The 6,542-nt window shown below is 63.1% G+C and carries 8 protein-coding genes and 1 pseudogene; 4 read left to right on the forward strand and 5 right to left on the reverse strand.

The annotated features are described in order from the left end of the window. Window positions 1-55: 55 nt before the first annotated feature. Both AC2FM5_RS18835 and AC2FM5_RS18840 read left to right on the forward strand, forming a co-directional pair. A complete protein-coding gene (locus AC2FM5_RS18835; protein WP_170366436.1) occupies window positions 56-511 on the forward strand; it encodes an Lrp/AsnC family transcriptional regulator in 456 nt (151 codons plus the stop codon). Further along, complete coding sequence (locus AC2FM5_RS18840; RefSeq protein WP_170363151.1) at window positions 508-966, forward strand: Lrp/AsnC family transcriptional regulator; 459 nt, start codon at window positions 508-510, stop codon at window positions 964-966. The genes AC2FM5_RS18835 and AC2FM5_RS18840 overlap by 4 nt, the downstream gene beginning before the upstream one ends. A 3-nt stretch (window positions 967-969) precedes the next feature. On the opposite strand, the gene hutC is transcribed toward AC2FM5_RS18840, so the two are convergent. Further along, the gene (gene hutC, locus AC2FM5_RS18845) at window positions 970-1,671 is read right to left on the reverse strand and encodes a histidine utilization transcriptional repressor HutC (protein WP_170363152.1); all 702 of its coding nucleotides are present in this window, start codon (window positions 1,669-1,671) and stop codon (window positions 970-972) included. A 231-nt stretch (window positions 1,672-1,902) separates the two neighbouring features. Between hutC and AC2FM5_RS18850 the strand changes: the two genes are divergently transcribed. Then, window positions 1,903-3,030, forward strand: a complete 1,128-nt coding sequence (locus AC2FM5_RS18850; RefSeq protein WP_496737448.1) for an aminotransferase class V-fold PLP-dependent enzyme — start codon at window positions 1,903-1,905, stop codon at window positions 3,028-3,030. A gap of 13 nt (window positions 3,031-3,043) precedes the next feature. On the opposite strand, the gene AC2FM5_RS18855 is transcribed toward AC2FM5_RS18850, so the two are convergent. From AC2FM5_RS18855 to AC2FM5_RS18865, 3 genes are all read right to left on the reverse strand, one after another. Continuing rightward, on the reverse strand, window positions 3,044-4,240 hold the full coding sequence (locus AC2FM5_RS18855; RefSeq protein ID WP_496737450.1) for a UbiH/UbiF family hydroxylase: 1,197 nt from the start codon (window positions 4,238-4,240) through the stop codon (window positions 3,044-3,046). 74 nt (window positions 4,241-4,314) lie between these two features. Then, entirely contained in the window at window positions 4,315-4,563 is a 249-nt protein-coding gene (locus AC2FM5_RS18860) for a hypothetical protein (protein ID WP_093962490.1), read from the reverse strand. 91 nt (window positions 4,564-4,654) lie between these two features. Next, complete coding sequence (locus AC2FM5_RS18865) at window positions 4,655-5,299, reverse strand: pyrimidine 5'-nucleotidase (protein ID WP_496737452.1); 645 nt, start codon at window positions 5,297-5,299, stop codon at window positions 4,655-4,657. A gap of 101 nt (window positions 5,300-5,400) precedes the next feature. Here AC2FM5_RS18865 and AC2FM5_RS18870 point away from each other — a divergent pair, with 101 nt between their 5' ends. Then, window positions 5,401-6,048 (forward strand): GntR family transcriptional regulator, encoded by a 648-nt coding sequence (locus AC2FM5_RS18870; protein ID WP_093962488.1) that lies wholly within the window; start codon window positions 5,401-5,403, stop codon window positions 6,046-6,048. Here the strand turns inward: AC2FM5_RS18870 and AC2FM5_RS18875 are convergent. Beyond that, window positions 6,005-6,542 (reverse strand): annotated as a pseudogene (locus AC2FM5_RS18875) (glycosyl transferase); the annotation flags it as partial. The gene AC2FM5_RS18870 and the pseudogene AC2FM5_RS18875 overlap by 44 nt on opposite strands.

The raw sequence follows: 6,542 nt of genomic DNA on the forward strand, positions 1-6,542 counted from the left end.
TATTGACGACAGAAGCGAAGAATAATTCTTAGAAACCGGAAAACTTGAAAAAGTCATGCTTGACGACATCGACCGCCGTATCCTGCGCCATTTTCAGGCTGACCCAAGCCTGAGCACCGCCGAGCTGGCCGAGCGGTGCCGGATCAGCAATGGCGTGTGCTGGCGGCGGATCGAGAAGATGCAGGCCGCCGGGATCATTCAGGGGCAGGAGGCCGTGATCGACTGGTCCGCCATGGGCTATGCGGTCGAGGTGTCGCTGCGGGTGACGCTGGACAAAACCCAGCCGCGCGCATTCGACGAATTCACCGAAGCCGCCCGCAAAGTGCCCGAGGTGATCGAGATCCAGACCTTTCTGGGGCGGGTGGATGTCCGCCTGTCCGTCATCGCGCGGGACATGGCGCATTATCAGCAGGTCTATCGCGATCGTATCCTGACCCTGCCGCATATCGCCGATATCGAGGCCCTGATGCACATCGCGCGGGTCAAGCGGGACGAGGTGCTGCCGGTATGATCGAACTGGATGAACTGGACCGCAAACTGCTGCGCGCTTTGGCTCAGGACGCGACGCAGAGTGCAGGTGCGCTGGGGCGGCGTTTCGGTCTGTCGCAGCCTGCCACCTGGCGCCGGATCCGGCGGCTGGAGCAGGCGGGCATCATCAAGGGGCGCAGGCTGCGCTTGAACGCCGAGGCACTGGGGTTCGGTGTCACAGTATTTCTGGGCGTCAAGCTGGCGCGCAAAGGCCAGGTCAGCCTCGAGGATTTCGAACGCGCCGTTAGCGCCATTCCCGAAGTCCAAACCGTGGAACACGTACTGGGCCTGTATGACTACCGACTGCGGGTGGTGGCACGCGATCTGGCAGATTTCGAGCGTGTTCTGCGGCGTCGTATCATGACCCTGCCGGGGGCCGGGGATGTCGAAGCAAATGTACTGCTGAGCGAAGAACGCCTGCCCGGGCCGATTGGCTAGCGGTCAGTAACGAGTACGGATGCAATAGCCCGGATGGTGGGTCAGGCGGGCAAACGAAACCGGCTGTCCGTCTTTCCAGGTCGTGCGCTCAAGCTGAATCATCGCGGCCCCGGTCGTCGTTCCCATATAATCTGCCAAGTGGCTGTCGGCGGAAATGGCGTAGAGTGCAAGCTCGGCGTCAATGAAGGGGTTCGCATTCAACAGCCATTCATGCGGCCCGACTTCTTCCAGATTGGCATCTTCAACCTCGGGGACGGCCGAAATGTTGATCCAGCGTTCTTCGTGCTGAAACGGGCGGTTGTCGGCATAGTGCATGCACACCAGATGCAGGATCTGCGATTGCGGCGGCAGACCCAGTTGCGAGCTGAGCCAGCCCGGGCTCTTGTCGATGCTGCGCTCGACCAGGGCATAGCGGTAGGTCTGGTTCTGGTCTTCGACGATCTGACGGGCCAGCGACAGTTCCAGCTTGGCCTGTTTGCTGGGTGATTTCTTGACCCGCGTTCCGCTCTTGCGCTTGCGCTCGACGAACCCTTGCTCTGCCAGTTCGCGCAGCGCACGGTTGACGGTTGCACGCGCGCAGTTGAACTCTTCGGCAAGCTGGGTTTCGGTCGGCAGCAAGGAACCTTGGGGCCAGACCCGTGTCTCGATCCGCCGCTTCACTTCGTCCCGAACGAATTGAAAACTGATCCGCTTTTGAACGTTCACGGTCTAAAATATCCTTTCAAGCTCAAGATGTGCGTATCTGTTCAGAAACACGTCAAGGTGTAAAGAGAGAGGTGACACTAATTGGCGTCAATTCGGCCTATCAGGCTGCTGAGACGGGTGTGCAGCCGAGCTTCTGACCGTTGACTTAGGGGGAGCGCATGAGGGTCAATGAGCACTTTACCAACAGATGCAAAGCCTTCAGAAAGTGAGCAACCCAGAAAAGGAGACAACATGCCTGCATTGTTGAATACAGTCGATCCGGACGGGCTCGAAGAATTCTCGGTCGTGTTCACCGACCGCTCGCTCAATCACATGTCGCAAGCGTTCCAGCGGGTGATGCGCGACATCTCAGGGATGCTGCGTGAGGTCTATGGTGCGGACGGCGTGGCCGTGGTGCCGGGCGGCGGAACTTATGCGATGGAGGCCGTGGCCCGACAGTTCGCCCGCGGCGCCAACGTGCTGGTGGTACGCAACGGCTGGTTTTCTTATCGTTGGAGCCAGATCATCGAAACCGGGGGGCTGACGGCCTCGGCCACCGTTTTGAAGGCTCGTCAAACGGGGAATTCCAGCCCGTCGCCCTTTGCGCCGGCGCCGATCGACGAGGTGGTCGAAACCATTCGCAGCCAGCGACCCAGCGTGGTGTTTGCGCCGCATGTGGAAACCTCGGCCGGGGTCATTCTGCCGGATGACTATGTCACCGCGATGGCCGCTGCCGCGCACGAGGTCGGCGCGTTGATGGTGCTCGACTGCATCGCCTCGGGCTGTGCCTGGATCGACATGAAGGCCACCGGCGTGGACGTTCTGATCTCGGCCCCGCAAAAGGGTTGGAGCGCCTCGCCCTGCGCCGGTCTGGCCATGCTGTCCAACCGCGCCGAAGCGCTGCTGGCCGAGACCACCTCGGACAGTTTCGCGCTGGACTTGAAGAAATGGCGCCAGATCATGCAGGCCTATGAGGGCGGCGGCCATGCCTATCACGCCACCATGCCCACCGATGCGCTGCGGGCGTTCCGCGATACGATGCAGGAGACCCGGGACTATGGGTTCGAAAAGTTGCGCGATGCGCAATGGCGGCTGGGAAATGCGGTGCGGGCGATGCTGCGCGACAAGGGGGTCGTTTCGGTCGCGGCCGAAGGCTTTGGCGCGCCGGGGGTTGTGGTCAGCTATATCGACGACCCCGAGGTGCAGAACGGCAAGAAATTCGCCGCGCTAGGCATGCAGATTGCCGCCGGCGTGCCGCTGCAATGTGACGAGCCCGAAGGGTTCAGCACCTTTCGCCTGGGCCTGTTCGGGTTGGACAAGCTGTATGATGTCGACGGAACGGTGGCCCGGCTGAAGCGGGTTCTGGATCAGGTGCTGTAGGCCGGTACGGGCCTCAGCGCACGCCGAGGCCCATCTGCATCAACGTCTTGCGCACCACCGGCATCGAATAAAGCGCGTTCAGCCCGGCAGCGCGCGCATCGCGCAACGGCCGTGCCTCGACCATCGAGGCGCGGTTCAGCAGGTCGATCCCCTTGACGCGCAGTTCGATCTCGGCATGGCGGGCCTTGTGATAGGCCTCCAGCATCTGGGCATCTCCCAGACCGTCGGGCCGGGTCTGGGCCAGGTCCAGAAGGCTGCGCAGATCCCCCAGTGACATGTTCAGCCCCTGCGCGCCGATCGGGGGCACCACATGGGCGGCCTCGGCCATCAGGGCCACGCGCTGGGCCGACAGGCGCTCGGCCGATTGGCTGATGATCGGCCAGATTGTCCGGCGCGAGGCCAGTTTCAGCGGTCCGAACAGGCCGCAGGACCGCTCGGTCATCGCGGCCTCGAACTCGGCCTCGGGCAGGTTCAGCAATTCGACCGCGCGCGGGCCGCGCTCCATCCACACGATCGCCGACGAGGGCTGGCCCTGCCAGTCGGGCAGGGGGACCAGAGTGAACGGCCCGCCGGACCGGTGGATCTCGGTCGAGACGTTTTCATGGGCGATCGGATGCGTCACAGCAAAGGCCAGTGCCTTTTGCCCGTAACGCGTGGTGTGGACCTTGATCCCCGCAGCCTCGCGCATGGGCGAGTTGCGGCCATCGGCGGCGATCAGCAGCTTGGTGCGGATGCGCGTGCCGTCGGACAGGCCCACACGTGCCTCGGCGGTGCGGGTGAACAGGCTGACGGTGCCGGTGCCGGGGCGGAAATCGACGTTCGCTAGTTCGTGCAGCCGGGCCACCATCTCGCGCCGCAGCAGCCAGTTGGGCAGGTTCCAGCCAAAGGGTTGATCCGAGATATCGGCGGCGTCGAAATCGCGCACCACGCGCGGTTCGGGGATATCGCCGCCAGCGTCCACGATGCGCATGATCTGCAGCGGCGCGGCATGGGGTTCCAGCCGGTCCCACAACCCGCAGTGCTGCAGCAGGCCGTGGGCCGGTTGCAGAAACGCGGTGGTGCGCAGGTCGGATCCGTCGGCGTCGCGGTCGGTGACGGGCGGGGTCGGGTCCACGCAGATCACGTCGAACCCTGCGGCGCCGAATACGGCCGCCGCGGTCAGCCCGGCGATGCCGCCGCCGGAAATCAGGATGTCACAACTGTCGGTCATCGCGTCACTCTCCGTTGCCTGCGGACCCTAGTGCGGTTCTGGGGCCTGCGCCAAGTGACATCCTGTCCCGTGGTCTAGCCGCGTGAGATCAGGACCAGAATCAGGAACATCACCGGCACCATCGCCAGGGCCGGCAGATACAGGCCCGGCAGGCCGAACAACAGGGCCGAACAGCCCCACATGCTGACCAGCGCCGCAACGGTATAGCCGAGATCCTCGGGCTTGCCATTGGCTGCATCGCGGGCCAGCCAGCCAAACAGGGGAATTGCAAAAAGCAGGCGCTGCCAAAAAGGCAGGCGGCCGGGCATCTCGATCGCGGTCATCGGGGGGTCTCCAGTTCTGTTCGTCGCTGAGCCTGATGTAGGAACGACTTTGCAGCTGCAGAATGCGCGGATCGTCGCAGTTTCGGGTGATTCAGATCAGGCGCGCGAGAAAGGCGGTCAGGTCATCGGTGTGGTGGTGGATGTGATCCGCGTCATGCGGATCGGGCGCGACATGCACGGTACGCATGCCCATGTCATGCGGGGCCTGCAGGTTGCGCGGCTCGTCCTCGAACATGGAGGCGCGGTCGGGGCGGATGCCGTCGCGGGCAAAGACCGTTTCAAACGCGGCCTTGTCCGGTTTGGGCCGATATCCCGCATGTTCGACCCCATAGATCGCGTCGAACAGCCCATCCAACCCGCGCGAGGCCAGAACCCGCTCGGCATAGGGCGCGCTGCCGTTGGTGTAGACGATGCGCCGCCCGGGCAGGGCCCGGATATGCGCGGCCAGCGCAGGGTCGGGTTCCATGTGGCTCAGGTCGACCTGATGAACCGCGTGCAGATAGGGCTCGGGGTCTAGGTCATGTTCGGCCATCAGTCCGGCCAACGTGGTGCCGTGTTCGCGCCAATAGTGCTGGCGCAGCCGGTCAGCCTCGGCCGGGTCGACGCGCAGGGCTTCGACCACGTATTCCGTCATCAGCACCTCGATCTGATCGAACAGGCGCATGTGTGGCGGATACAGGGTGTTGTCCAGATCGAACACCCATTGTGTGACATGTGAAAATGCGGGCTTGACCATAGGCTTGGGTTTAGGCCGCGGCCACCGGGTTTTCAATGGCGCACTTGATTGCAGACCCATGGCCCGGATAGACATGTCCGAACGAGGAGAGACCCGACCCAATGAACCAGTCCCGACAGCCCCAGACCGATGCCTACAGCCTGATCCTCGAAGCGATCGACGTGGGTGTGTACAAACCCGGCGACCGGCTGGTGGAAAGCGAACTGGCCGAGCGGTTCGGCGTGTCGCGCACCCCGATCCGCGAGGCGCTGCAGCGGCTCGAGACGCAGTCGCTGCTGGAACGTGACGGGCGGTCGCTCATCGTGGCCTCGCTGGACCACAACCAGATGGCCGAGCTATATGTCGTGCGGCGTGAGTTGGAAGGGCTGGCGGCCCGACTGGCCGCGCGCCACGCCACGGATGAGGAAATCAAAGTCCTGCAGGATATGGTCGAAGCCGATGACGCGCTTGTGGATGATCCAGTGGCTCTTTCCCGGGCCAACCGGCGGTTCCACGAGCAGATCCACCTTGCGTCGCACAACCGCTACCTTGTTCAGCAATTGGACCTTGTCCATCGCACCATGGCTCTGATGGCAACGACTTCATTGGCCGCGCAGGGCCGCGGTGAGATCGCTCAGAGTGAGCACAAGGGGATCGTCGAGGCAATCGCGGCTCATGACGAAGAAGCCGCCGACCGAGCTCTGAAGGAACATATCTCGGTCGCGTTCATGACCCGGCTGAAGCAGGATGCAATCCGGCGCGAGAAATAGCTTCCTCGTCTGGCTGCACTTCTTCGCTGGCCTGTCCGTGCTGGGTCTTGTCCCAGAAGAATGGTCTGACCGCCAGTTCCCACAGCGCCTTGTATGCTGCTGCCACGCCCAAGGGGTAGTAGAGTGCCATGGTCGGGACCCACGGCAGCAGGAAACGGCGACCGCCGGCCACCACGCCCAAGCCTCCAACTAGGATGTTCGCGGCCTCGGCGGTCAGGAACAGGTAGACACAGGCGTTCAAGATTTGCGGTGCCAATACAGCTTCGAAAGGGTTCGTCAGCCCCAAGAAGGTCAGCCAGAAGACCCACAGCACCGGGGCAAGCAGGAATTGTCCGACCGTCCCCAGGAAAAAGGCTTGGACACCCAGAAAGCGCCACATCCCCAGATCGCGCATCAATGCCAGGGGCGAGCGCATGTGGACAAGGTATGTGACCATGAACCCTTTGAGCCAGCGCGAGCGTTGCTTCACCCAAGGCCAGGCGCGGAAATTGGCC

This window comes from Ruegeria sp. BHSA162, assembly GCF_059613385.1.